This is a genomic window from Stenotrophomonas sp. MYb238, from assembly GCF_009496535.1.
Taxonomy (GTDB): domain Bacteria; phylum Pseudomonadota; class Gammaproteobacteria; order Xanthomonadales; family Xanthomonadaceae; genus Stenotrophomonas.
Genome location: NZ_WIDL01000020.1, coordinates 58,947 through 83,812, shown reverse-complemented (window position 1 = coordinate 83,812; position 24,866 = coordinate 58,947). Strand labels below are relative to the sequence as shown.

22 protein-coding genes are annotated in these 24,866 nt (G+C 69.6%); 11 read left to right on the top strand and 11 right to left on the bottom strand.

What is annotated here, in order from left to right; translation table 11 throughout:
- A partial coding sequence (locus tag CQ393_RS13725) for an MFS transporter (protein WP_153192153.1) occupies positions 1–886 on the top strand: 886 nt, incomplete at its 5' end.
- Between the two features lie 148 nt (positions 887–1,034).
- Here CQ393_RS13725 and CQ393_RS13720 read toward each other — a convergent pair.
- From CQ393_RS13720 to CQ393_RS13710, 3 genes are all read right to left on the bottom strand, one after another.
- A complete protein-coding gene (locus tag CQ393_RS13720; protein ID WP_153192152.1) occupies positions 1,035–1,496 on the bottom strand; it encodes a bacteriohemerythrin in 462 nt (153 codons plus the stop codon).
- An 89-nt stretch (positions 1,497–1,585) separates the two neighbouring features.
- A complete protein-coding gene (locus CQ393_RS13715; protein WP_153192150.1) occupies positions 1,586–2,896 on the bottom strand; it encodes a diguanylate cyclase in 1,311 nt (436 codons plus the stop codon).
- 153 nt (positions 2,897–3,049) lie between these two features.
- Positions 3,050–4,342, bottom strand: coding sequence for an FAD-binding oxidoreductase (locus tag CQ393_RS13710; protein WP_228114552.1), 1,293 nt, complete (start codon positions 4,340–4,342; stop codon positions 3,050–3,052).
- Positions 4,343–4,528: 186 nt separating this feature from the next.
- Here CQ393_RS13710 and CQ393_RS13705 point away from each other — a divergent pair, with 186 nt between their 5' ends.
- The 6 genes from CQ393_RS13705 (at position 4,529) to CQ393_RS13680 (ending at position 11,863) form a co-directional block, all read left to right on the top strand.
- Positions 4,529–5,920: a glutamine synthetase family protein gene (locus CQ393_RS13705; RefSeq protein WP_153192146.1), complete on the top strand. Its 1,392-nt coding sequence runs from the start codon at positions 4,529–4,531 to the stop codon at positions 5,918–5,920.
- A gap of 147 nt (positions 5,921–6,067) precedes the next feature.
- Positions 6,068–7,192, top strand: a complete 1,125-nt coding sequence (locus CQ393_RS13700) for a polyamine ABC transporter substrate-binding protein (RefSeq protein ID WP_153192144.1) — start codon at positions 6,068–6,070, stop codon at positions 7,190–7,192.
- 261 nt (positions 7,193–7,453) lie between these two features.
- Positions 7,454–8,596 carry a polyamine ABC transporter ATP-binding protein gene (gene potA, locus CQ393_RS13695; RefSeq protein ID WP_153192142.1) on the top strand — a complete coding sequence of 381 codons (1,143 nt, stop codon included), beginning with the start codon at positions 7,454–7,456 and terminating at the stop codon, positions 8,594–8,596.
- Positions 8,593–9,519, top strand: coding sequence for an ABC transporter permease subunit (locus CQ393_RS13690; RefSeq protein ID WP_153192140.1), 927 nt, complete (start codon positions 8,593–8,595; stop codon positions 9,517–9,519). The genes potA and CQ393_RS13690 overlap by 4 nt, the downstream gene beginning before the upstream one ends.
- Positions 9,516–10,361 carry an ABC transporter permease subunit gene (locus CQ393_RS13685; RefSeq protein WP_153192138.1) on the top strand — a complete coding sequence of 282 codons (846 nt, stop codon included), beginning with the start codon at positions 9,516–9,518 and terminating at the stop codon, positions 10,359–10,361. The genes CQ393_RS13690 and CQ393_RS13685 overlap by 4 nt, the downstream gene beginning before the upstream one ends.
- Before the next feature lie 134 nt (positions 10,362–10,495).
- Positions 10,496–11,863: an NAD-dependent succinate-semialdehyde dehydrogenase gene (locus tag CQ393_RS13680; protein ID WP_153192136.1), complete on the top strand. Its 1,368-nt coding sequence runs from the start codon at positions 10,496–10,498 to the stop codon at positions 11,861–11,863.
- A gap of 313 nt (positions 11,864–12,176) precedes the next feature.
- Here CQ393_RS13680 and CQ393_RS13675 read toward each other — a convergent pair whose 3' ends face one another.
- The 7 genes from CQ393_RS13675 to CQ393_RS13645 all read right to left on the bottom strand — a co-directional run bounded on the left by CQ393_RS13675 (position 12,177) and on the right by CQ393_RS13645 (position 19,095).
- On the bottom strand, positions 12,177–13,481 hold the full coding sequence (locus CQ393_RS13675; RefSeq protein WP_153192134.1) for a Xaa-Pro peptidase family protein: 1,305 nt from the start codon (positions 13,479–13,481) through the stop codon (positions 12,177–12,179).
- Positions 13,482–13,544: 63 nt separating this feature from the next.
- The gene (locus CQ393_RS13670) at positions 13,545–14,558 is read right to left on the bottom strand and encodes a magnesium and cobalt transport protein CorA (RefSeq protein ID WP_153192132.1); all 1,014 of its coding nucleotides are present in this window, start codon (positions 14,556–14,558) and stop codon (positions 13,545–13,547) included.
- Positions 14,559–14,572: 14 nt separating this feature from the next.
- Positions 14,573–15,748 (bottom strand): DUF4105 domain-containing protein, encoded by a 1,176-nt coding sequence (locus CQ393_RS13665; RefSeq protein WP_228114559.1) that lies wholly within the window; start codon positions 15,746–15,748, stop codon positions 14,573–14,575.
- Positions 15,749–15,816: 68 nt separating this feature from the next.
- On the bottom strand, positions 15,817–16,695 hold the full coding sequence (locus CQ393_RS13660) for a transporter associated domain-containing protein (RefSeq protein WP_153192130.1): 879 nt from the start codon (positions 16,693–16,695) through the stop codon (positions 15,817–15,819).
- A 70-nt stretch (positions 16,696–16,765) separates the two neighbouring features.
- The gene (locus CQ393_RS13655) at positions 16,766–17,338 is read right to left on the bottom strand and encodes a hypothetical protein (protein WP_153192128.1); all 573 of its coding nucleotides are present in this window, start codon (positions 17,336–17,338) and stop codon (positions 16,766–16,768) included.
- Positions 17,339–17,341: 3 nt separating this feature from the next.
- The gene (gene ybeY / locus CQ393_RS13650; protein ID WP_153192125.1) at positions 17,342–17,827 is read right to left on the bottom strand and encodes an rRNA maturation RNase YbeY; all 486 of its coding nucleotides are present in this window, start codon (positions 17,825–17,827) and stop codon (positions 17,342–17,344) included.
- Between the two features lie 284 nt (positions 17,828–18,111).
- Positions 18,112–19,095 carry a PhoH family protein gene (locus CQ393_RS13645; protein WP_153192123.1) on the bottom strand — a complete coding sequence of 328 codons (984 nt, stop codon included), beginning with the start codon at positions 19,093–19,095 and terminating at the stop codon, positions 18,112–18,114.
- Between the two features lie 291 nt (positions 19,096–19,386).
- Here CQ393_RS13645 and CQ393_RS13640 point away from each other — a divergent pair, with 291 nt between their 5' ends.
- Genes CQ393_RS13640 through CQ393_RS13625 form a run of 4 tightly spaced genes read left to right on the top strand, consistent with a single transcriptional unit; the run spans position 19,387 to position 23,008 of the window.
- Positions 19,387–20,016, top strand: coding sequence for a TetR/AcrR family transcriptional regulator (locus tag CQ393_RS13640; RefSeq protein WP_153192120.1), 630 nt, complete (start codon positions 19,387–19,389; stop codon positions 20,014–20,016).
- Entirely contained in the window at positions 20,009–20,965 is a 957-nt protein-coding gene (locus tag CQ393_RS13635; protein ID WP_153192118.1) for an HlyD family efflux transporter periplasmic adaptor subunit, read from the top strand. Before CQ393_RS13640 ends, CQ393_RS13635 begins: the two co-directional genes overlap by 8 nt.
- 31 nt (positions 20,966–20,996) lie before the next feature.
- Positions 20,997–21,923, top strand: coding sequence for an ABC transporter ATP-binding protein (locus tag CQ393_RS13630; RefSeq protein WP_343199976.1), 927 nt, complete (start codon positions 20,997–20,999; stop codon positions 21,921–21,923).
- Positions 21,920–23,008: an ABC transporter permease gene (locus tag CQ393_RS13625; protein WP_153192116.1), complete on the top strand. Its 1,089-nt coding sequence runs from the start codon at positions 21,920–21,922 to the stop codon at positions 23,006–23,008. Before CQ393_RS13630 ends, CQ393_RS13625 begins: the two co-directional genes overlap by 4 nt.
- A 266-nt stretch (positions 23,009–23,274) precedes the next feature.
- Here CQ393_RS13625 and miaB read toward each other — a convergent pair whose 3' ends face one another.
- Entirely contained in the window at positions 23,275–24,792 is a 1,518-nt protein-coding gene (gene miaB, locus CQ393_RS13620) for a tRNA (N6-isopentenyl adenosine(37)-C2)-methylthiotransferase MiaB (protein ID WP_153192114.1), read from the bottom strand.
- Positions 24,793–24,866 lie beyond the last annotated feature (74 nt).

Sequence of the window (24,866 nt, the reverse complement as noted above, 5' to 3'; positions counted from 1 at the left end):
GGAATGGGGCGGGGCGGTGCTGCTGGCCACCGAGAACGCGCCGCCGGGCAAGCGCGCCTGGTACGGCATGTTCCCGCAGCTGGGTGCGCCGCTGGGTTTCCTGATGTCGGCCGGCATCTTCCTGCTGCTGGGCCGGCTGATGGACGACGCGGCGTTCCAGGCCTGGGGCTGGCGCGTGCCCTTCCTGGCCAGCGCGCTGTTGGTGATCGTCGGCCTGTGGGTGCGCCTGAACATCCACGAGACCCCGGACTTCCGCCGCGCGGTGGAGGGCGGGCAGCGGGTGCGGCTGCCGATGCGCGAGGTGATCGCCGGCCATGGCTTCGCGCTGGTCGCCGGCACCTTGGCCGCGTTCGCGACCTTCGTGCTGTTCTACCTGATGACGGTGTTCACCCTGGGCTACGGCACCTCGGCGCTGGGCTATACGCGCGAGCAGTTCCTGCTGCTGCAGATGGTCGGCATCCTGTTCTTCGCCGCCGGCATCCCGCTGGCGGCGATGCACGGCGACCGCCACGGCACGATCCGGACGATGCTGTTGGCGACGCTGGCCATCTTCGTGTTCGGCCTGCTGTTCAAGCCGCTGTTCCAGGCCGCCCATCCCTGGCAGGTGCTGGGTTTCCTGTCGCTGGGATTGTTCCTGATGGGCCTGACCTACGGCCCCTGCGGCACCATGCTGGCCGGCCTGTACCCGGTGCAGGTGCGCTACACCGGCGCATCGCTGTCGTTCAACCTGGCCGGCATCCTCGGCGCCGCGCCTGCGCCCTACGCGGCGACCTGGCTGGCGGGGAAGTTCGGCGTCGGCGCGGTCGGCGGTTACCTGTGCGCGACCGCGCTGGCCACCGCGCTGGCGCTGTGGGCGATCCAGCGCCGCGAAGCGGCACGGCGCTGACGCCTCGCGCGCGGGGCGGATGCAGGTGGCCGCCGTCCCTGGCGGCCGTCGGCCTGCGATGGCCGGGTGCCGGGCAGCGTTCCCGGCGGTTCCATGTTTCATGGCGTTCCTCCATGCGCCGCGCGGCGCCGGCAGGACCGCGGCGCGGTCAGCGGAACAGGCGCTTGAGCGTGCGCCCGAGCCAGCCGCCTTCCTCGTGTTCGCGGGCGAACTTGTTGAGGTGGCGCTTGACCTGTTCGGCGTAGGCCTTGTCGTCGCCGCGGATGTGGTTGAACAGCCAGCGCGAGAGCATGTTGCGCAGCTCGTCGGTGATGTCCTCGCCGGCCTCGAAGCGCATCCGGTATTCGGAGACGCGTTTGATGAACACCTCGTGCACGCGCTTGTGCGCGGCGCAGAACGGATAGCCGGCTTCCTCCATCAGCTCTTCCTCGAAGGCGAAGTGCGACAGGGTGTAGTCGATCAGTTCGTCGATGACCTCGCCGACGGCGATGCGCTCCAGGCTCTTCTGGGTCACATGCAGGTGGTTGAGCATCTCCACGATGCGCATGTGCTGGTGGTCGATGACCTCCACGCCCGTGTTGAGATCGTCCTGCCAGACCAGAAGTGCCAACGCCGTTTCTCCAGATGAGTGCTGTCCGGGCGCACTCTAGGGACGGCGGCGGCGTGCCGCGTTGATCTGGATCAAAGCCGGCCGGCGGTTCAGTCCAAGGTAACGCCGTGCACGCGGTTGCGGCCGCCGGCCTTGGCCAGGTAGAGCTGGCGGTCGGCTTCGGCGATCAGTCCGTGCAGGGTGCTGCTGCCGGCCGGCATGCGGCATACGCCGATGCTCACGGTCATGCGCAGCGCGTGGCCGCCCAGGCTCAGCTCCAGCGCGGCGACGGCCGCGCGCAGCTGTTCGAAGTGGCGCATGCAGGCGTCCTCGTCCGGCGCGGCGACCAGCATGCAGAACTCCTCGCCACCGAAGCGGGCGCTCAGATCCTGCGGGCGGGTATGGGCGTGCAGCACGCCGGCCACGGCGCGCAGCGCCTGGTCGCCGGCCTCGTGGCCGAGGCTGTCGTTGATGTGCTTGAAATGGTCGATGTCCACCATCGCCACCGCGACGCTGCCGGCATCGGCGGTATGCCGCTCGAGCCGGCGCTGGCTCTGCTCCAGGAAGCTGCGGCGGTTGGGCAGGCCGGTGAGGAAGTCGCGGGTGGCCAGGTCCTGCAGGGTGCCGATCAGCTCCAGCTGGTCCACGTTCTGCGAGACGCGGCAGAAGAACTCCTCGCGCGAGAAGGGCTTGCGCAGGAAGTCGTTGGCGCCGTTCTTGAGGAAGCGCGGGATCAGCGACGGATCGGAATTGCCGGAGATGCCGATCACCGCGACCTTGTCGCGCGCACGCAGGGCGCGCAGGCGGCGGGTGAACTCCACGCCGTCCATGCCGGGCATTTCCTGGTCGACGATGGCCAGGCGGATCGCCGGGTCGGCCTCCAGCGCCTGCAGTGCGGCATGGCCGTCGGCGGCCTGCGCGACGCGGTAGCCGTACATGCCCAGCAGCGAGGCGGCGTAGCCGCGCGCCGAGGGCGAGTCGTCCACCACCAGCGCGCAGATGCGGCGGTTGCGGTCCAGCCGCTGCACCAGCCAGACCAGGTAGTCCAGGCTGCCGGGCGTGTTCTTCAGCACGTAGTCGATGATGTCCTGCTGCAGCACGCGCCTGCGCAGGTCCTCGTCGTAGACGCTGCTGACCACGATGGTCGGCAGCCCGCGCTCGACGAAATACGCCACCACGCCGTCGCGGTCGCCGTCGGAGAGCACCAGCCCGGTCAGCACCAGGAACCAGTCGTCCTCGGCGTCCAGCAGGGCGCCGGCCTCGGCCAGCGAGGAGGCCACGCTGACCGGCAGTTCCAGGCGCTGTTCGATGGCCTCGCGCAGCATCGAGGTGAAGGCGCGCGAGTTCTCGACCAGCAGGATGCGTTGCGGCAGGAGGGCGATCGGTCGGCTGCCGAAGCCGGCCGGTGGCGACACTGTCATGGGGGCGAAGGATCCGGTAGCGGGTCGTGGCATCCGGCGGGCCGCCGGCGCGTGCCGGACTTTAACCCGGCGGCAACCGCAGTGCGATGACAGGGGTCAATGCGATGCCCTCGTCGATGTGCCGCCCATCGCCTGCGGCGGCCGGGGTCGCCTTCACCACAGCAGGTCGCGCAGCTTGTACCAGGACATCGCCGCCACCAGCAGTGGCCGGCGCAGCGCCGCGCCGCCCGGGAAACGGTGATGGGGGATGCGCTCGAACACGTCCAGCCGCTGCGCCTGCCCGGCGATGGCCTCGGCGATGACCTCGCCGGCCAGGCCGGCGCTGGCCACGCCATGGCCGGAGAATCCCTGCGCGAAATAGACGTTGGGCGCGAGCCGGCCCCAGTGCGGGGCGCGGTTGCGGGTGATGTCGATGTAGCCACCCCACACGAAGTCCAGTTCCACGTCGGCCAGCTGCGGGAACACCGCGCGCATGCGCCGGGTCATCACCCCGCGCAGCCCCGGCGGCGGCAGCGCCGAATAGCTGGCCTGGCCGCCGAACAGCAGGCGGTGGTCGCGGCTGAGGCGGAAATAGTCCAGCGCCCAGTTCACGTCGGCCACGGCCATGTCGTTGCCGATCAGGCCGCGTGCGCGCTCGGCGCCGAGCGGCGCGGTCGCGCCGATGTAGGTGCCGACCGGCATCATCCGCGTTTCCAGTTCCGGCGCGATGCCCTGCAGCCAGGCGTTGCCGGCCAGCACCACGAAGTCGGCCTCGACCCGGCCCTGCGCGGTGTGCAGCACCGGACGCGCGCCGCGTTCCAGGCGCTGCACCGGCGAGTGCTCGTGTATGAGCGCGCCGGCGGCTTCGGCCGCGCGCGCCAGCCCCTGGGCGTAGGCCAGCGGGTGCAGGTGGCCGCTGGCCGGGTCGTACAGCGCGCCGCGGTAGCGGTCGCTGGCCAGCACCTGGCGCAGCTGCGCGCGGTCCCACCATTGCAGCGGGTAGTCGTAGCGCCGCGCCATCGTTTCCATGCCGGCGCGCAGCGCCCGTTCCTGGCGGCGGCGGATCGGCACGCTGGCGTGGCCGTCGCGCCAGTCGCAGTCGATGCCGTGGCGCGCGATGCGCTCCTTGAGCCTGCGCAGGCCGTCGCGCGAGAACTCGAACAGCAGCCGCGCATCGGCGACGCCGAGCAGGGATTCGAGCGTGTGCTGCTCGCAGCCATAGCCGACCAGCGCCTGGCCGCCGTTGCGGCCGGAGGCGCCCCAGCCGACGCGCGCGGCCTCCAGCACCGTCACCCGGTAGCCTTTCCCGGCCAGCGCAAGGGCGGCGGTCAGCCCGGTGTAACCGGCGCCCAGCACCGCCACGTCGGCGCGCGCATGGCCGCGCAGCGGCGCGCGCGCCGCGACCGGCGGCAGGCTGGCGGCGTACCAGCTGGGCGGATAGTCGGACCGGGCGGCGTCCACGGGCATCAGGCGCATCGAAGCAGGCGGGCAGTGCAGTCTACGTGCCCGGGCGCAACCTCCGCACGGCCGTGGCGCGGCGGCGCCGGTTGCCTAAACGGCGGGGCGGCAGTAGCGTGCCTGCACGCCTCGCCACCGGGGCAGGGCATGCGTGCCGGTGGCTGGCGCCTGTCATGCAACCGAAGCCCAACCGTCATGAGCTCCCGTCCCCGTTCCCGCCCCCGCAAGACCGTCGCCGCGCAGGAAGACAGCACCCTGCTGCGCTGGCTCAAGCAGCGGAACATCACCGAGGTCGAGTGCCTGGTGCCGGACATCACCGGCAACGCGCGCGGCAAGATCATCCCGGCCGACAAGTTCTCCCACGACTACGGCACGCGCCTGCCCGAGGGCATCTTCGCCACCACCGTCACCGGCGATTCCCCCGACGACTACTACGAACTGGTGGCGCCGGCCGATTCGGACATGGTGCTGCGCCCGGACCCGGACACGGTGCGCATGGTGCCGTGGGCGGCCGACCCCACCGCCCAGGTCATCCACGACTGCTATACGCGCAGCGGGGAGCCGCACGAACTGGCGCCGCGCAACGTGCTGCGGCGGGGGCTGGCCGCCTACGACGCGCTGGGGCTGAAGCCGATCGTGGCGCCGGAGGTGGAGTTCTTCCTGGTGCAGAAGAACACCGACCCGGATTTCCCGCTGCTGCCGCCGGCCGGCCGTTCCGGGCGCCCGGAAACCGCGCGCCAGTCGTACTCGATCGACGCGGTCAACGAGTTCGACCCCATCCTCGACCTGATGTACGACTACTGCGACGCGATGCAGCTGGACGTGGACACGCTGATCCACGAATCGGGCGCGGCGCAGCTGGAAGTGAACTTCACCCACGCCGACGCCATGGCGCTGGCCGACCAGGTGTTCCTGTTCAAGCGCACCATGCGCGAGGCGGCGATGCGCCACGGCGTGTACGCCACCTTCCTGGCCAAGCCGATGGAGACCGAGCCGGGCAGCGCGATGCACATCCACCAGAGCCTGCTGCGCACCCGCGACGGGACCAATGTGTTCGCCGGCGAAGGCGAGGGCGAGTACAGCGCGCTGTTCATGCAGTACCTGGGCGGGCTGCAGAAGTACGTGCCGATGGCGATGGCCTTCTTCGCGCCGAACGTGAATTCCTATCGGCGGCTGGTGTTCGGCGAGGTCTCGCCGAGCAATGTCGAATGGGGCTTCGACAACCGCACCTGCGGCCTGCGCGTGCCCATCGACAACCTGGAGAACAGCCGCGTGGAAAGCCGCTTCGCCGGCTCCGACGCCAATCCCTACCTGGCCATGGCCGCGACCCTGGCCTGCGGCCTGCTCGGCATCCGCGAAGAACTCACCCCGACCGCGCCGGTGTCCGGCAACGCCAAGGCGCCCGGCTACCAGCTGCCGCGTTCGCTGGGCGAGGCGCTGGACGGGCTGGAGCGCTGCGAACCGCTGCAGGAACTGCTCGGCCGCCGCTTCTGCCGCGCCTACGTCTCGGTCAAGCGCAAGGAGTACGAGACCTTCTTCCGCGTCATCAGCTCCTGGGAGCGCGAATTCCTGCTGCTCAACGTCTGACCCCGCTTCGGTAGGAGCGGCTTCAGCCGCGATCGGGTTTGCCCGGTGAGGCTTCCATCGCGACTGAAGTCGCTCCTACAAGGGCTTCATGGGACACTACCCCGCCGCCGGTTCAGCCGGCCCCTCCCGGATCACACTGGAGAATCCATGAATCTGCGCATCCTGACCGTTGGCGTCGCCATGTCGCTGCTCGCCGCCTGCGGCGGCAAGGAAGAGGGCGCCAAAACCGCCGACGGCGGCGAGGCCAAGGTCCTCAACGTCTACAACTACTCGGATTACATCGCCGAGGACACCATCCCCAACTTCGAGAAGGCGACCGGCATCCGGGTCACCTACGACGTGTTCGACAGCGACGAGATGGTCGAGACCAAGCTGCTGACCGGCAACAGCGGCTATGACATCGTGGTGCCGACGCTGAACTTCTTCGGCCGCCAGATCGAGGCCGGCGTGTTCCTGCCGCTGGACAAGAGCAAAATCCCGAACCTGGCCAACCTCGACCCGGCCGTGATGGCGCGCATCGCCGGCCAGGACCCGGAGAACAGGTACGGCGTGCCGTACATGATCGGCACCACCGGCATCGGCTACAACGTGGCCAAGCTCAAGGAGCGTTTCGGCGGCAGCGCCGACATCGCCAACAGCTGGGACCTGGTGTTCAAGCCGGAAAACATCGCCCGGATGAAGGACTGCGGCGTCACCATCCTCGACACCCCGTCGGACATGATCCCGATCGCGCTGCACTACCTGGGCCAGGACCCGCACAGCACCGATCCGGCCACCCTGCAGAAGGCCGCGGATCTGCTCAAGACCATCCGCCCGTACGTGCAGAACTTCCACTCCAGCCAGTACGTCGGTTCGCTGGCCAATGGCAGCACCTGCCTGGTGGTGGGCTGGTCGGGCGACATCATCCAGGCCCGCGACCGCGCCGAGGAGGCCGGCAACGGCGTGGAAGTGGCCTATTCGATCCCGAAGGAAGGCGCGCCGCAGTGGTTCGACATGCTGGCCATTCCGAAGGACGCCAAGCACCCGGAGAACGCCTATGCGTTCATCAACTACCTGCTCGAACCGCAGGTGGCCGCCAACAACACCAACGTCACCCACTACGCCAACCCGGTGAAGTCGGCCACGCCGCTGGTGGATGCGGCGATCCGCGAGGACAGCACCATCTACCCGCCGGACGACGTGGCGGCGAAGATGTTCACCTACGCGATCAACCCGCCGGAAGTGGACAAGCTCTATACGCGGCTGTGGACGGAGATCAAGACCGGGCGCTGAACTACGCATTCGCGTAGTTCCCCAAGGTTTGCAAGGCGAACCATGGGCCCCGGCTCACCTTCTTCCTCGTCCCCCGCGCCCTTGGCGCCCCCCTTGAACTCCAAGGGGGGCTTCTCCTTCGAGTGGCGTTGCTGATGCGCCTCTGGAATCACGGAGGCGTAGAACTAAGGTGTTCTCCCGTGAAACGGCATGGTGTCGCCTGCAAAATGCCGGGACTACACTACGCGCGTTTGCCCGTCCCACACGCCTCCGGAATCTTTCATGCCCGTTGATGCCAAGACCGATGTCCGGCCCGACGCCATCGCCCTGAACAGCGAGCCCGGCTACCTGTCCATCCGCGACCTGCGCAAGGAATTCGACGGCTTCGTCGCGCTCGACGACGTCAACCTGGACGTGCGCAAGGGCGAGATCTTCGCACTGCTGGGCGGCTCGGGCAGCGGCAAGTCCACGCTGCTGCGCTGTCTGGCCGGCTTCGAGACGCCGACCCGGGGCAGGATCCTGCTCGACGGGCAGGAGATCAACGCGCTGCCGCCCTACGAGCGGCCGATCAACATGATGTTCCAGTCCTACGCGCTGTTCCCGCACATGACGGTGGAGCAGAACATCGCCTTCGGCCTGAAGCAGGACGGCATGGCCAGGGACGCCATCGCCCGCCGCGTCGGCGAGATGCTGGAACTGGTGCAGCTGCAGAAGCTGGGCAAGCGCAAGCCGCACCAGCTCTCCGGCGGCCAGCAGCAGCGCGTGGCGCTGGCGCGCTCGCTGGCCAAGAGCCCGAAGCTGCTGCTGCTGGACGAGCCGATGGGCGCGCTGGACAAGAAGCTGCGCTCGAAGATGCAGCTGGAGCTGGTCAACATCATCGAGCAGCTGGGCGTGACCTGCGTGATGGTCACCCACGACCAGGAAGAGGCGATGACCATGGCCACCCGCATCGCGGTGATGGACCAGGGCTGGATCCAGCAGATCGGCAAGCCCGACGACATCTACGAACAGCCGGCCAACCGCTTCGTCGCCGGCTTCATCGGCTCGGTCAACCTGTTCGAGGGCGTGATCGACGAGGACCTGCCCGAATACGTCACCGTGCGCACCGCCGATTTCCCGGCGCCGATCTACGTCGGCCACGGCATCACCGGCTACGAGGGCCAGCCGGTGGCGTTCGCGCTGCGCCCGGAGAAGGTGCACATCGCCAAGGACGAGCCCGAGGGCGAGACCAACAAGGCGCGCGGCGTGGTCGAGGACATCGCCTATTTCGGCAGCCATTCGGTGTACCACGTGCGCCTGCCCAGCGGCGCCAAGATCTTGTCCAACTTCGCCAACATGAAGCGCTGGGACAGCGACGGCATCACCTGGAACGACGAGGTCTGGGTGAGCTGGGACGACAACGACGGCGTGGTGCTGACCTCATGAGTGCGCGCGGCCAGAATCCGGGCGGTTGGCGGCGCTGGCTGCCGGGCACCCGCGCCGGCGTGATCGGCGTGCCCTACCTGTGGCTGCTGCTGTTCTTCGCGATCCCGTTCCTGATCGTGCTGAAGATCTCGTTCGCGAAGATGGCGGTGGCGATGCCGCCATACACCTCCATCGTGGCGTACGTGGACAACGCCTTCAGCGTCAACCTCAACCTGGGCAACTACGCCCAGCTGCTGACCGACAGCCAGTACGTCGTCGCCTACCTCAGTTCGATCAGGATCGCGGTCATCGCCACGTTCCTCACGCTGCTGATCGGCTACCCGATGGCCTATGTGATCTCGCGCATGTCGCCGTCGGCGCGCAACATCGCGATGATGCTTGTGGTGCTGCCGTCGTGGACCTCGTTCCTGATCCGCGTCTACGCGTGGATCGGCATCCTGGACAGCAACGGCCTGGTCAACCGCACGCTGATGGGCATGGGCCTGATCGACGAACCGCTGCGCATCCTCTACACGCCGCTGGCCGCCTACATCGGCATCGTCTACTGCTACCTGCCGTTCATGGTGCTGCCGCTGTACGCCAACCTGGTCAAGCTCGACCAGCGCCTGCTGGAAGCGGCCTACGACCTCGGCGCCAAGCCGTGGCAGGCGTTCGTGCGCATCACCCTGCCGCTGTCGCGCAGCGGCATCGTCGCCGGCTGCATGCTGGTGATGATCCCGGCGGTGGGCGAGTTCGTGATCCCGGAAATGCTCGGCGGCCCGGACACGCTGATGATCGGCCGCGTGCTGTGGGGCGAGTTCTTCAACAACCGCGACTGGCCGCTGGCCTCGGCGGTGGCGATCGTGATGCTGGTCCTGCTGCTGATCCCGATCATCGTCTTCAACCGGTACCAGCAGCGCGAGCTGGAAGGGAAGCTGGCATGAGCATGGTCCGTGGCCAACGCTGGCTGGGCTGGAGCGTGCTGCTGCTCGGCTTCGCCTTCCTGTACCTGCCGATCCTGCTGCTGATGCTGTACTCGTTCAATTCCTCGCGGCTGGCGACGGTGTGGGCGGGCTTCTCCACGCAGTGGTACGGCGAGCTGTTCCGCGACCGGCAGCTGCTGGAAGCGGCCTGGGTCAGCCTCAAGGTCGCGTTCTGGACCGCGAGCGCGTCGATGGTGTTCGGCACCATGGCGGCGATGGCGATGACCCGCTTCAGGCGGTTCCCCGGCAAGACCGTGTTCGGCGCGCTGGTGACCGCGCCGCTGGTGATGCCCGAGGTCATCATCGGCCTGTCGATCCTGTTGATGCTGGTGTCGATGGGCGGCCTGTTCGGGCTGCCGTCCAAGGGCGTGGTGGCGATCTGGATCGCGCATGTCACCTTCACCATCTCCTTCGTGACGGTGGTGGTGTCCTCGCGGCTGCAGGAACTGGACCGCTCGCTGGAGGAAGCGGCGATGGACCTGGGCGCCAACCGGCTCAAGGTGTTCTTCCTGATCACCCTGCCGATCATCGCCCCGGCGCTGCTGTCCGGCTGGCTGCTGGCCTTCACCCTGTCGCTGGACGACGTGGTGATCGCCAGCTTCGTCGCCGGCCCCAGCTCGACCACGCTGCCGATGAAGATCTTCGCCTCGGTGCGCATGGGCGTGAGCCCGAAGATCAACGCGCTGGCGACCCTGCTGGTGCTGGCGGTCTCGACCGTGGCCTTCGTCGGCTGGTGGATCTCGGCGCGCGCGGAGAAGCGGCGCCAGCGCGACATGCAGCTGGCGTTGCAGGACAACGGCTGAGCCGCGCCGTCGGGGCGCGGGTCGCGCGCCTACGGCGCCGCGACGCCCGCGTTTTCCCGGCGCCGCCCAGACGACGCGGCCACAACATCGCCGGCGCTACCCTGTCCGCCTTCGTTGGATGCAGGTACAGCGCCATGGCGTCATCCCCGACCCTCAACCCCTTCGACGGCCGCGCCCTGCGCACGGTCGAACCGATGAGCGCCGTTGCCGTCGAGCAGCGGCTTGCCGCCGCGCAGGCGGCGTTCCCGGCGTGGTCGGGCCTGGCGCTGGAACAGCGCGGCGTCCTGCTGCGCAAGGTGGCCGCCGCGCTGCGCGCGCGCCGCGACGAGCTCCAGCGCACCATGACGCGGGAGATGGGCAAGCTGCGCGGCGAGGCGCTGGCCGAGATCGAGAAGAGCGCGGCGGCCTGCGGGTACTACGCCGACCATGCCGCCGGTTACCTCCGGCCGCAGATGATCCAGACCGAGGCGCAGCGCAGCTATGTCCTCTACCAGCCGATCGGCTGCGTGCTGGCGGTGATGCCGTGGAACTTCCCGGTGTGGCAGGTGTTCCGTTTCCTCGCGCCGTCGCTGATGGCCGGCAACGTCGCCCTGCTCAAGCACGCCAGCAACGTACCGGGCTGCGCCGACCTGATCGCCGCGGTGCTGGCCGACGCCGGCATGCCGGCCGGGGCGTTCGACGTGCTGCACATCGACAACGACCAGGCCGCCGACGTGCTGCGCGACGACCGGGTCAAGGCGGTGACGCTGACCGGCAGCGAACGCGCCGGGCGCTCCATCGCCGCCAACGCCGGCGACCAGCTGAAAAAATGCGTGATGGAACTGGGCGGCAGCGACGCGTTCGTGGTGCTGGACGACGCCGACCTCGACGCCACGGTCGCCGCGGCGGTGGCGTCGCGTTTCGACAACGCCGGGCAGACCTGCATCGCCGCCAAGCGTTTCGTGCTGGTGGACTCCATCGCCGACGCCTTCGTGCGGCGCTTCGTCGAGGCGGCGAAGGCGCGGGTATATGGCGATCCCCAGGACGAGGCCACCACGCTGGCGCCGATGGCCCGCGCCGACCTGCGCGATGGCCTGCACCGGCAGGTGCGCGCCAGCATCGACCGCGGCGCCAAGGCGCTGCTGGGCTGTGAACCGCTGGCCGGCACCCATGCCGGTTACCCGGCGTCGATCCTCGACCACGTGGCGCCGGGCATGCCGGCATACGAGGAGGAATTGTTCGGCCCGGTGGCGGCGATCCTGCGGGTGAAGGACGAGGCCGAGGCGGTGCGCGTGGCCAACGACACCACCTTCGGCCTGGGCGGCAGCGTATGGACGCGCGACGCCGCGCGCGGCGAGCGGGTCGCCGCGCAGCTGCAATGCGGCGCGGCCTTCGTCAACGCGGTGGTCAGGAGCGATGTACGGCTGCCGTTCGGCGGCACCAGACGCTCGGGGTTCGGCCGCGAACTGGCCGAGCACGGCATACGCGAGTTCACCAACATCAAGACGATCTATGTGGCCTGAGCCGATAGAGCGTGGCTTGGTGCGCTTCTGTCAGGGCCTGCAGCAGATCGGGCGGCTGGCGCCGGCGGCGCACACCGCAGATGGCGCCGTACAGTCGTAGGAGCGACTTCAGTCGCGATGGCCTTTCGCAGGAAAGGCCCCGTTCGCGGCTGAAGCCGCTCCTACAAGGGTTCCATCAGCCGAAGGAATGGTCGACGCTGGCTCAGCGGCATCAGCAGCGTGGCGCAGCGCAGTCGTAGGAGCGACTTCAGTCGCGATGGCTTTTCGCAGGGACGGCCCCTTTCGCGGCTGAGGCCGCTCCTGCAGGTTTCCGTCAGCCGAAAGGGTGGTCGATCGAGGGGCTCTGCGGCGTCAGCAGTTCGGCGCCGTCGGCGGTGATGTGCAGGATGTCCTCCAGGCGCACGCCGAATTTCTCCGGGATGTAGATGCCGGGTTCGTCACTGAAGGTCATGCCCGCTTGGAGCAGGTGCCGGTTGCCGCGGACCAGGTAGTCCCACTCGTGCATGTCCATGCCGATGCCATGGCCGAGACGATGGCTGAAGTAGGTGTAGTCCGGGCCATAGCCGGCGTCGCTGATGACCTTGCGCGCGGCGGCGTCCAGCGCTTCCATCGCCACCCCGGGGCGGGCGGCCTCCAGCGCGCTGGTCTGCGCCTTCAGCACGATGTCGAAGACGCGGCGGATGTCGTCGCCGGCCTTGCCCAGCACCACGGTGCGGGTGATGTCGCTGGTGTAGCCGTCGGCCCTGCAGCCGCCGTCGAAGATGACCGGCGTGCCCTCGGTGAGCCGCTGCGGCGCGTCCGAGCCGTGCGGCGAGGCAGTGTATTTGCCGATGTTGACGTCGGCGCTGCCGCGCAGGCCGGTGCGTGCGTAGGCCAGGGCGACCAGCCCGGCGATGTCGTCCTCGGTCATGCCCGGCGTCAGTGCCTTCCACACGGCCTCGTACACCGCCAGCGTGGTCTGATTGGCCAGGCGCATCAGCGCCAGTTCGGCCGGGCTCTTGATGCGCCGGCAGCCGGCGGTGACCGGCCAGGCGTCGACGAAGGTGGCGTGCGGCAGGGCGTCCATGATGCCCTTGCTGCGGAAGAACGGCACCGTTTCCTCGATGCCGACGGTGCCGTTGGCGGCGCCGAAGCCGCGCAGCACCTGCGCGACCAACGCGTAGGGATCCTCGTCCTCCTGCCAGCCGCGCACATCGTTGCCGAGCTTGATCTGCTCCAGCGTGCGGCCGCGCTCGAACTCGGGCGTGACGTACACCGGCTCGCCCGAGCGCGGCAGGATCACGCCGGTCAGGCGTTCGCTGTTCCACCAGTGCATGCCGGTGAAGTAGGTCAGCGAGGTGCCGGCGCCGATGAACACCGCGTCGATCCGGTGTTCGCCCATCAGCTGCTGCGCCCGCGCCAGGCGGTGCGCACGCTCCCCGGCGGTGATCGGCACCACCCGGTGCGCCACCGGTTTGAGCGCGCGCAGGGAGGCGGGAAGCGTGGAGGGGTTGCCGCTTTCATCGGCGGCCAGCGCGGTGCCGGCCTGGCCGAGCAGGGGCAGGGCCACGGCGCCGGCGGCCAGCGAACTGCGCAGGAAACGCCGGCGGCGATGGTCGAGGATGGCGTCGTTTTCCATGGAGTCCCCCGCAATGCGGTAATGGATCGGGTTGCCGCGGGCGGTCGCGGTGGCCCGGCGGGCCTACAGCCAGCCCGAGCGCTTGAACAGCCGGTACAGCGCCGCGCAGGTCGCGCCGACGACGAGGACCAGCAGCGGGTAGGCGTAGCGGCCGGCCAGCTCGGGCATGTGGGTGAAGTTCATGCCGTACCAGCTGGTGATCAGGGTCGGCGCGGCCAGCAGCGCCGCCCAGGCGCCCAGGCGCTTGACCGTTTCGCCCTGCGCCAGCGTGACCAGCGACAGGTTCACGCTCAGCGCGGTGCCGAGCATCTCGCGCAGGGTGTCGATGGCGTCGTTGACGCGCGCGGCATGGTCCTGCACGTCGCGCAGGTACAGCCGCGCCTCGTCGTTGAGCAGCTGCGCCGGGTTGCGCTGCAGTTGCGACAGCGCATCCTGCAGCGGGGTCACCGCCAGCCGCATCTTGTTGAGCTCGCGCTTGAGGTCGTATAGGCGGATGACGGTGCGGCGCCGGTAGTTCTCGGCGAAGATGTCCTTCTCCAGCGTATCGAGCGTGTCGCCGAAGCTGTCGGTGATCGGCAGGTAGTTGTCCACTACCGCGTCGAGCACCGCATACAGGCAGAACGACGGGCCCAGCGCCACCAGGTCGTGTTCGCGCTCCAGCCGTGCGCGCACCGGCGCGTACGACAGCGAGGCGCCGTGGCGCACCGTCACCAGGTAGCGCGGGCCGAGGAAGGCGTGGGTCTCGCCGTAGCGGATGCGTTCCTCGACCACCTGCGCGGTGTGCACCACCACGAACAGGGAGTTGCCGTAGGTTTCCACCTTGGGCCGCTGGTGCGCCTTGCGCGTGTCCTCGATGGCCAGGTCGTGCAGGCCGAATTCGGCCTGCACCTTCTCCAGCACGGCGTCGTCGGGCTCGTACAGGCCGACCCAGACGAAGCCCCGGTTGCTGGCCTCGAGCGCCTCGCTGATCGCATCCAGCGGGAGGTTGCGCAGCGTGCCGTCCTCGCCGTACCAGGTGCAGTTGATGACACAGGGTGGATTGGCGGGCGCTGCCGCGGGAGAGTTGCCGACGTCCATGGCGGCATCGTGCCTCAGCGTGGGGTGGCCGCCAAGCCGCGGCGGCCCAGTACCAGCGCCAGCGCCAGGTGGACCGGCAGCAGCAGCACGATCCACTGCATGTTGAATTGCGCCTGCAGCGACAGCCAGTGCAGCGGCAGCGACAGCGTGGCGATGGCGGCCACCGTCCACAGCAGCCAGGCGAACCCGCGGCCGGGCAGCCGCCCGCGCAGCAAGCGCCATGCGCCCGGCAGCAGCGCCAGTGCCAGCGGGCTGAGCAGCAGCAGGTTGCGGTTGGCCCAGGCGGCGCGGTGTTCGCTCCAGCCCCACAGGTAGGCGAGCAGCAGCCCGGCCAGGCCGCAGAACAGCCAGAAGGGCAGGGCGACGCCGCCGAGCGCACGGCGGTGGCGGCGCGCGGCGAAGACCGCGCCGGCCAGCACCAGGCCGGCCAGCAGCCACGGCCACCACGCGCGCGCCTGTTCGGCCGGTTCCGGCGCCAGCCGCTGCGGCAGCAGTTCCTGTTCGGACCGCACCAGCGGGCGTCCCTCGCTGTTGCGGACCTCGCGCAGGCCGTCGGCCAGCCGCATCGGCACGAAGGCTTCCTGCCAGCGCGACAGCGGCTGGTCGGCCCACGGGCCGAGGCCGAGGTCGAAACCCAGCCACATCCACGGCGACGGCGAGGCCAGCCGCACCGCCTCGCTGCGGTAGCTGTTGCCGCGCGAGCGCCCGGCCAGCTGCGACTGCAGGCCGCCGCCCATGGCGCGGTCCAGGGCGTCGCGCACCATCGTCGAGCAGTTGGCGGTGAAGTAGTCGTAGCGGTAGCGCGCGTTCTCCGGGCGCGAACGTTCGGCCAGGTCGTCGGCCAGCGCCCGCGCCTGCTGTGGCGGCAGGTCCAGCCACTGGATGGCGGCGCCGCGCCCGGCGTCGCGGTACTGCGCCAGGTCCTCGTCCAGCGGCAGCGCGACGAGGTAGTACATCATCCGCCCGCGCACGAAGTTGCCGATGAAGTCCGGCTCGGACGGGTCGAAGAAACCGAAGTTGTAGGAAACGGCCGGGCCGCCGTCGGGATCGGCCACCACCAGCGCGTCATGGCCGAAGCGCTCGAAGAAGACCTCGCCCGGCTGCATCGTCACCACGCCGATGCGCGGCGCGCGGGGCGCCGGATCGCCGGCCACCGGCGCGGCCTGCGCCATGCCCGCCGCCAGGCACAGCAGCGCGCACGCCAGCAGGCGCGCGAGCGGGAACGGGAAACGCGGCAGACGGGAAAGGCGCGGCGCGATCAAGCGTCGTCCTGCGGATCGGGCGGGAGCACGGTGACGTGGAAGGCCTGCACCCGCCGCGCGTTGGCGCGCGCGACGCGGAACACGAAGCGGTCCAGGGCCAGTTCGTCGCCGATCTCGGGCAGGTGGCCGACGGCCTCGGTGACCAGCCCGCCGATGGTGTCGTAGTCGTCGTCGGAGAACGTCGCGCCGAAGCGCTCGTTGAAATCCTCGATCGCGGTCAGCGCGTCGACCACGTAGCGGCCGTCGGCCTGGATGGCGATCTGCGCGGTGTGATCCTCGGCCTCGTCGTGCTCGTCGTCGATCTGGCCGACGATCTGCTCCAGCACGTCCTCGATGGTGACCACGCCGGCCACGCCGCCGTACTCGTCCACCACGATCGCCATGTGGTTGCGCGAGAGCCGGAACTCCTTGAGCAGCACATTGAGTTTCTTCGACTCGGGAATCAGCACCGCCGGGCGCAGCAACTCGCGGATGGTGGCGTGGCTGTTGTCGGCGACCACGCCGCGCAGCAGGTCCTTGGCCAGCAGGATGCCGAGTACGTCGTCCTTGTTCTCGCCGTGCACGGGGAAGCGCGAATGGCCGGATTCGACCACCTGCTTCATCAGTTCGAGGAACGGCTGCTCGACCGGCAGCGACACCATCTGCGAGCGCGGGATCATGACGTCGCCGACGGTCAGTTCGGCCACGGCGATGGCGCCTTCCATCATGCGCAGGGTGTCGGCGGCGATCAGGCCGTCCTGCTCGGCCGTCTGCAGCACGGCTACCAGTTCGTCGCGGGTATGGGGTTCGCCGGAGAAGGCCGCGCTCAGGCGTTCGAGCCAGCCGCGTTTCTTTTCGCCCTGCTCCGGGGCGCTGCTACTGTCGTCTTCGGACATCTCTTCGTTCAGGGCGCCCGGCGGACCGGGCGGTGGGGGCAAGTCTAGCAGGATGTCCGCGGCCGCCCGCTCAGGCCGGCGGGGTGTCGCTGGCCGCGCCGGAAGCGGCGGCCGGGGCTTCGCCCTCGGCCGGAATATCCAGGCTGTAGGTGCAGCCGGCCAGGGTCTTGCCGGGGTGCGACTTGACGTTGGACACGCTCAGGATCACCGACTCGATCAGGGCCTCGCCGGTCCTGGCATCGATCACGTCGCGGCTGAGCAGTTCGCGGCCGGCCATGAGCTTGCCGTCGGCGTCGTAGCCGGTTTCCAGTTCCAGCGCCTTGGCCAGCGGCCGCGGATCGGCCAGGTCCAGGATCGCCACGATGCTGGAGCCGGCCATGGCGATATGGTCGGCGCTGTGGCCGAACACCGTGATCGGCGTGTTCAGCATGTACTCGTTCATGAACAAGTTGCCCTGCGGCAGCGGCCGCCAGCCCAGCGCGACGGCCTTCAGCGGATCGGCGGCGATGGGCGCCAGCGCGGCGAAATCGCTCACGCCCTGGCGGCATTCGATCAGCGCCGGGAGGTCGACGGCGGGATCGGCGAACGCGGCGGCGGGCGACAGGGCGGCGAACAGCAGCGGGAACAGGCGCTTCGTCGGCATCGCTCAGCGCTCGCCGGCATAGGGGTCGGCGATGCCCAGTTCAGCGAGGATCTCGCGTTCGAGCTGCTCCATCGCCTCGGCTTCCCTGTCGTCCTCGTGGTCCCAGCCGAGCAGGTGCAGCACGCCGTGCACGGTCAGGTGCGCATAGTGGGCGTTGAGCGGCTTGCCCTGTTCCTCGGCTTCGCGCGCCACCACCGGCGCGCAGATCACCAGGTCGCCGAGCAGCGGGAACTTGACGCCCTTGGGCAGGCCTTCGGGCACCTCGGCCGGGAAGCTGAGCACGTTGGTGGCGTAGTCCTTGCCGCGGTAGTGGCGGTTCAGCGACTGGCCCTCCCTGGCATCGACCACGCGGATGGCAAGGTCGGCCTCGCGGATGCGGCCCTCCAGCGCGGCGGCGACCCAGCGGCGGAAACTCACCGCCGCCGGCAGCCCGGCGCGGGGCAGGGCGTAGCTGACGGCGACGTCGAGACGGACGGGGCCCTTGGTCATGGCGGGTTCCAGCGGTCAGGCGGTGCGGGGGCGCACAGTATCGCGCGCAAGCGGCCTCACCGCGACTTCCATTCGTTTGCGGCGGAGGTGATTTACGCGACCTTGGCCGCGACGCGCAGCTCCGCGATGCCCGCTTCTTCGGTGGATGCGTGGCAGTTACGGCCCCGCAGCAGGATGATCTGGCGGACCGCCGCAACGCGCTCCATTCCGGCGAGTCTGGACCAGCAGCAGAGGGGAACGGGGCATGGCACCTTCTGCGCAGGAGGGTGCCATGTAGGCACGCCTTACTCGGCTCCGGGATTGACCTGTTGCAGGTCGCGGCGGTCGTAGGCGTTGACGATGCGCGCCACCAGCGGATGGCGGACCACGTCGCGCGATTCGAAGAAGGTGAAGCTCACCCCTTCCACGCCGCGCAGCACCTCGATGGCGTCGCGCAGGCCGGACTTGACGTGCTTGGGCAGGTCGGTCTGGGTGAGGTCGCCGGTGACCACCGCGGTGGAACCGAAGCCCAGGCGGGTCAGGAACATCTTCATCTGCTCGATGGTGGTGTTCTGCGCCTCGTCCAGGATCACGAAGGCGTCGTTGAGCGTGCGTCCGCGCATGTAGGCCAGCGGCGCGATCTCGATGACGTTCTTCTCCAGCAGTTTGGCGACCTTCTCCACGCCGAGCATTTCGTACAGCGCGTCGTACAGCGGGCGCAGGTAGGGGTCGACCTTCTGGGTGAGGTCGCCGGGCAGGAAGCCGAGCTTCTCGCCGGCCTCCACCGCCGGGCGCACCAGGATCAGGCGCTGCACGCGCGATTCGTTCAGCGCTTCCACCGCCATGGCCACGGCCAGGAAGGTCTTGCCGGTGCCGGCCGGGCCGATGCCGAAATTGATGTCGTGGGTGGCGATCTGGTGCAGGTAGCGCGACTGGTTCTGGCCGCGGCCGCGCACGGTGCCGCGCTTGACCTTGATCGCCACGTCCTGCGCCTCGTAGGCGCGCTCGGCCACCTGTTCGACGTTGGCGCGGCTCAGCAGCAGGTGGATGGCGTGGCTGTCCAGCGTGGTGCCGGCGGCTTCCTCGTAGAGCGCCCTGAGCAGCCTTTCGGCCTCTTCCGCGGCCCTGCCGGGACCGCTGACGCGGAACACGTTGCCGCGGTTGGCGATCTGCACGCCCAGGCGCAGTTCGATCTGGCGCAGGTTTTCGTCGAAGGGGCCGGCGAGGTTGGCCAGCCGTTCGTTGTCGGCCGGATCGAGGGTGAAGTCGTGGTGGATGGTCGCGGTCATGGGGGAAGAAATGGTGTCGATGCGCCGGGTATCAATGCCGTCGCGCGCAGGGCGGCATTGTTTCACCTCCGTCGTGGGCGGATATCCGGGTGTAATGCGCCGCCGGCGGGTACGGAGCGGACGCTGGCCGGGCTCCACGATTCGATCATTGAAATTTAATTATCCATTGAATTAAATGGAGCGATGAAACGTCCTGCATCCAGAAGATCCACAGGCGGCACCGGTACCTCCACGGCGCCGGAGGCATCCGCCCCGCATGCCGGAACCGCTCCCCGCACGCCACGCAAGCGCATGCCGGGGCGGCGGCCCACGGCCGATGCCGCCGACCTGCGCGAGCGGCTGCTGGATGCGGCGCTGGCCTGCTTCGCGGCGCAGGGCATCGGCGCGACCTCGTTGCGCGACATCGCCCGCCGTGCCGGGGTGACGCCGGCCCTGGTCCACTACTACTTCGGCGACAAGCTGCAGCTGCAGCAGGCGGTGGTGGCCGAACGGCTGTGGCCGGTGATGGCGCAGGTGCAGGCGGGGATGGGCGGGGCGGACGACGACGTGGCCGCGATGGTGGCCGGCTTCGTCGCCGCCATCACGCGGGTGGTGGCGGCCCATCCGTGGCTGCCGACGCTGTGGGTGCGGGAAATCCTCTGCGAAGGCGGCGCCCTGCGTGACGTGATGATCGAACGGATCGGGCCCTTGCTGCCGCGCCTGCTGATGGAGCGTTTCGCCGCCGCGCAGCGGGCCGGGCGGCTCAACCCGGAACTGGATCCGCGGCTGATGGTGGTGTCGATGGTGGGGCTGACGATGTTCCCCCTGGCCAGTGCGCCGATCTGGCGGCAACTGTTCGGCGCCGGGGAACTGGGAGCCGATGCGGTGCAGCGGCACGCATTGGCGCTGCTGACGCGCGGACTGGAGCTGGGACATGAATGACCGAGGCATTGCCGGCGCGTTGCTGCTGGCGTTGGCGCTGGCCGGCTGCGCGCGGCCGGCGCCGCAGGCGCTGGGCACGCTGGAATGGGACCGGGTGACGGTGCCGGCGCCGGTATCCGAGCGCATCGTGCGCATCGACGTGCGCGAAGGCCAGCAGGTTGCCGCCGGGGCGTCGCTGATGCAGCTCGAGCCGGCCCAGGCCCGTTCGCAGCTGGATGCGCTGCGCGCGCAGGAGGCGCAGCGCGGCGCCGCGCTTCTGGAACTGCGCCATGGGCCGCGTGCGGAGGACATCGCCCAGGCCCGGGCCGCACTGGCGGCGGCGCAGGCACAGGCGCGGGAGACACAGGCGTATCACGCGCGCCTGCAGCCGCTGGCCGGGCGCCAGCTGGTGGCGGCGGCGGAATTGGATCGCGCCCGTGCCGCCGCGCAGAGCGCGCAGGCGCAGGTGCGGCAGGCCACGGCGGCGCTGGACGAGCTGCTGCACGGCAGCCGCGGCGAGCAACTCGCGCAGGGCGAGGCCGCATTGGCGTCAGCCCAGGCCAGCGCGGCGGTGCAGTCGGTGGCGCTGGACAAGCTGGCGCTCGTCGCGCCGCGCGCCGGCCGCGTCGACAGCCTTCCCTACAAACTCGGGGACCAGCCGGCCACGGGCGCGCCGCTGGCGGTCCTGCTGGTGGGCGATGCGCCCTATGCGCGGGTCTACCTGCCGCAGGCGCTGCGCAACCGGCTGCAGGTGGGCGATGCGCTGCGGGTGCAGGTGCAGCCGCAGGGACAGGTGTTCGACGGCCGCGTGCGGATGATCCGCAGCGAGCCGGTGTTCACCCCGTATTTCGCCTTGACCGGGCAGGACGCCGAACGCCTGAGCTATCTGGCCGAAATCAGCCTGGGCAAGGAGGCGGCGGCGCTGCCGGTGGGCGCGCCGGTGCAGGTGCTGGCCGATGCCGCGCGCTGAGCCCGCCGCCATGGACGGCGACGACGTCGCGATCCGCGCGCGTGGCCTGAGCAAGCGGTTCGGCGCGCTCACGGCGGTGGACGGCATCGACCTGGACGTGCCGCGCCGGCACGTCTATGGCTTTCTCGGCCCGAACGGCTCGGGCAAGTCCACCACCATCCGCATGCTGTGCGGCCTGCTCACGCCCAGCGCGGGCCGGATCGAGGTGCTGGGCCTGCGCATTCCCGAGCAGGCCGAGGCGCTGCGCAGCCGCATCGGCTACATGACGCAGAAGTTCTCGCTGTTCGACGACCTGAGCGTGCGCGAGAACCTGGAGTTCCTGGCCGCCGTGCACGACCTGCCCAGAGCGCAGGCGCGACGGCGCATCGACGAACTGGTCGAGCGATACCATTTCCAGGACCGGCAGAAGCAGCTGGCCGGCACCATGAGTGGCGGCCAGAAGCAGCGCCTGGCCCTGGCCGCGGCGGTGATCCATGAACCGGAACTGCTGTTCCTGGACGAACCCACCAGTGCGGTGGATCCGGAATCGCGCCGCGATTTCTGGGAAAAGCTCTTCGAACTGGCCGATGCCGGCACCACGCTGCTGGTCTCCACGCACTACATGGACGAGGCCGAGCGCTGCCACCGCATCGCCATCCTCGACCGCGGCGTGCTGGTGGCCGACGGCACGCCGGCCGAACTCACCGCGCGCCTGGCCGGGCGCACGCTGGTGGTCGATGCCGACCAGCCGCGGCAGGCGGCAAGGGCGCTGTCGGCCTGCGCGGGCGTGGCCAGCGTGGCGCAGATCGGCAACAGCCTGCGCGTGCTGCTGGACGAGGAGGGCAGCGAGGCGCCGCTGGCCGATGCGTTGCGGGCGGCCGGCATCGCCGCGCGGATGCATCCGCAGGCGGCCAGCCTGGAGGACGTGTTCGTCGCCGCGACCCGCCAACGGCCAGCGGCCGGCGGGGAGGGCGCATGAAGCTGCGCCGCCTGCTCGGGGTGATGCTCAAGGAACTGCGGCAGATGCGGCGCGACCGCATCACCCTGGCGATGATCATCGGCATCCCGGTGATGCAGCTGCTGCTGTTCGGCTATGCGATCAACACCAACCTGCGCGACCTGTCCGCCGGCGTCGCCGACCAGGCCCGCACCTCGGCCTCGCGCATGCTGGCGCGCGACATCGTCGCCACCGGCGTGATCTCGCCGACGCTGGAGGCGGCAACGCCGCAGCAACTGGTGGATGCGATGCGGCGCGGGGAGATCAGCATCGGCATCGTGATCCCGCCCGACTACGAGCGGCGCCGCGCGGAGGGCCGCGAAGCCCTGCAGATCCTGGTCGACGGCAGCGACAACGCGGTGCAGAGCGCGGCGGCGCAGCTGGCGCGGATGCCGCTGGACGGCGCGGGCGCCAGCCCGCTGGCGACCGGTCCGATCAGCGTGGTCGGCTTCTACAACCCGCAACGCAGTTCGGCGACCAACATCGTGCCGGGGCTGGTGGGGGTGATCCTGACCATGACGATGGTGCTGTTCACCGCGGTGGCGATCGTGCGCGAACGCGAGCGCGGCAACATGGAACTGCTGATCGCCACGCCCTTGACCAGCGCCGAGCTGATGGTCGGCAAGGTCGTTCCCTACGTGGCCGTCGGTCTGCTGCAGACCGGCATGGTGCTGGCGCTGGGCGCCTGGCTGTTCCACGTGCCGATGGGCGGCAGCCTGCTGGATGTCTTCCTCGCCGCCGGCCTGCTGATCGTGGCCAACCTGGCGCTGGGGCTGTTGATCTCCACCCGCGCGCAGTCGCAGTTCCAGGCGATGCAGATGACGTTCTTCCTGTTCCTGCCCTCGATCCTGCTGTCCGGTTTCATGTTCCCGTTCGCCGGCATGCCGCGTTCGGTGCAGTGGATGGCCGAACTGCTGCCGCTGACGCATTTCCTGCGCCTGATCCGCGGGGTGATGCTGCGTGGCGCGAGCCTGTGGGAACTGTGGCCGGACGCGCTGGCGCTTCTGGCCTTCAGCGCGGTGATGATGGCCGGCGCGATCCTGCGTTTCCGCAAGCGGCTGGACTGAGCGCGGGTCGCGCGGTTTTCCACACCGGATGTGGATGCAGGCGCGGCGAACCTGTGGATAAGCGTGCGCAGCCTGCATGCGGCAAGGCTTGCGGTAGCGTGGTGAAATTTTCGTCACCGTGCGGAGGCGTGGCCGCTGAGGACGACGTCCATGCGCGCATGCGGACGAGCCGCCGCATCTCCTGCGGCGAAAGGGATCTTCTTCGGTTGGTCGGCCGTGCCGGCCGCTGGCCGGCACTTCCGGGGCAGTGGCCGGCGCTAACCGGTTCAGGCCGCGTCGGTCACCACGCGCCCACGCAGCGAGTTGGTCAGCGCTTCGGTGATGACCACATCGACGAACTGGCCGACCAGGCGCTTCGGGCCGGGGAAGTTCACCGAACGCATGTTCTCGGTCTTGCCGGTCAGTTCGTTGGGGTCCTTGCGCGACGGACCCTCGACCAGCACGGTCTGCACGCTGCCGACCATGCTGCGGGAGATGACGGCGGCATGCTCGTTGATGCGCGCCTGCAGGCGCGACAGGCGCGCGTGCTTCTCGGCCTCGGAGGTGGTGTCCTCCAGGTCGGCGGCCGGGGTGCCGGGACGGCGCGAATAGATGAAGGAGAAGCTCTGGTCGAACCCCACGTCCTCGATCAGCTTCATGGTCTTCTCGAAATCGGCCTCGGTCTCGCCGGGGAAGCCGACGATGAAGTCCGAGCTGATCGAGATGTCCGGGCGCACCGCGCGCAGCTTGCGGATCTTGGCCTTGAACTCCAGCGCGGTGTAGCCGCGCTTCATCGCGCTGAGCACGCGGTCGCTGCCGGCCTGCACCGGCAGGTGCAGGTAGTTGGCCAGCTTGGGCACGTCGCGGTAGGCGTCCACCAGCGAGTCGGAGAACTCCAGCGGGTGCGAGGTGGTGAAGCGGATGCGGCCGACGCCGTCGATCTCGGCGATGGTGCGGATCAGCAGGCCCAGGTCGGCGAACTGGGTTTCCCCGTCCGAGCCAAGGCTCGAACCCGGGCCGTCGCCGTACGGGCCACGGTAGGCATTGACGTTCTGGCCGAGCAGGTTGATCTCGCGCACGCCCTGCGCGGCCAGCTGCGCGCACTCCACCACCACGTCCTCGAACGGCCGGCTGACCTCGGTGCCGCGGGTGTAGGGCACCACGCAGAACGAGCAGTACTTGGAGCAGCCCTCCATGATCGACACGAACGCCGACGGGCCTTCGGCGCGCGGCTCGGGCAGGCGGTCGAACTTCTCGATCTCGGGGAAGCTGATGTCCACCTGCGGCCGGTCCTGCTCGCGGCGCGCGCGGATCAGCTCAGGCAGGCGGTGCAGGGTCTGCGGGCCGAACACCAGGTCCACGTAGGGCGCGCGCTTGACGATGGCCTCGCCTTCCTGCGAGGCGACGCAGCCGCCGACGCCGATGATGACCTCGCGGCCGCCGGCCTTGAGCTCCTTCCAGCGGCCGAGCTGGCTGAACACCTTCTCCTGCGCCTTCTCGCGGATGGAGCAGGTGTTGACCAGCACCACGTCGGCTTCCTCGGGGTTGTCGGTCAGCTCCAGGCCTTCGGCCTGGGCCAGCACGTCGGCCATCTTGGCCGAGTCGTACTCGTTCATCTGGCAACCGTGGGTCTTGATGTACAGCTTTCCACGCGATGGCGAGCCATCGCCGGGCTTGCCGCGCGCGCCGCCGGCAACCTTCGGCCCGGCGCCGGGCATGGGGATCAATTCGGGGGTGTTCATTTCAACGGAAGGCACGGCGGAAACGGCCGTGTTCGGCAGGGGGGAGGCTGGCGTCCCGGGCATGGCGCTTATTCCAGACGGGTGGGCGGGCAGGCGGCCTGGGCCGCGGCAGGGGCCGGATTGTACCGGGGTTGCCG